This window comes from Lentzea indica, from assembly GCF_012184385.1.
In the GTDB taxonomy this organism is placed as follows: domain Bacteria; phylum Actinomycetota; class Actinomycetes; order Mycobacteriales; family Pseudonocardiaceae; genus Lentzea; species Lentzea indica.
This window is the reverse complement of sequence record NZ_VSRL01000624.1, coordinates 1-347: the sequence shown is the minus strand read 5'-3', so window position 1 is coordinate 347 and position 347 is coordinate 1. Positions and strand designations below refer to the sequence as shown.

Annotated in this window: 1 protein-coding gene; it reads left to right on the top strand. The window is 65.4% G+C overall.

The annotated features are described in order from the left end of the window. Positions 1 to 63: 63 nt before the first annotated feature. Positions 64 to 347: FAD-dependent oxidoreductase (locus tag FXN61_RS50025; RefSeq protein ID WP_376770840.1), on the top strand; the 284-nt coding region annotated here is incomplete at its 3' end.

Sequence of the window (347 nt, the reverse complement as noted above, 5' to 3'; positions counted from 1 at the left end):
TACACCGGCCGGCCGTTCCGCTGGCTGCATGTCAGGATCGCCCCCGTCGGCAGCTTCATCATCGTGACCGAACCACTGGGCGAGGACGTCTGCGACGAGCTGTTGCCCAACCGGCGAATGGCGTCGAACTCCAAGAACCTCTTGAACTACTTCCGGATCACCCCGGACCACCGGTTGCTGTTCGGCGGCCGTGCCCGGTTCGCCATGTCCAGCCCGCAGTCGGACGAGAAATGCGGGCGCATTCTGCAGAAGGCGATGGTCGAGGTCTTCCCGCAGCTCGCCGGCACGCACGTCGACTACTGCTGGGGCGGCCTGGTCGACATGAGCATGGACCGGATGGTGCACGC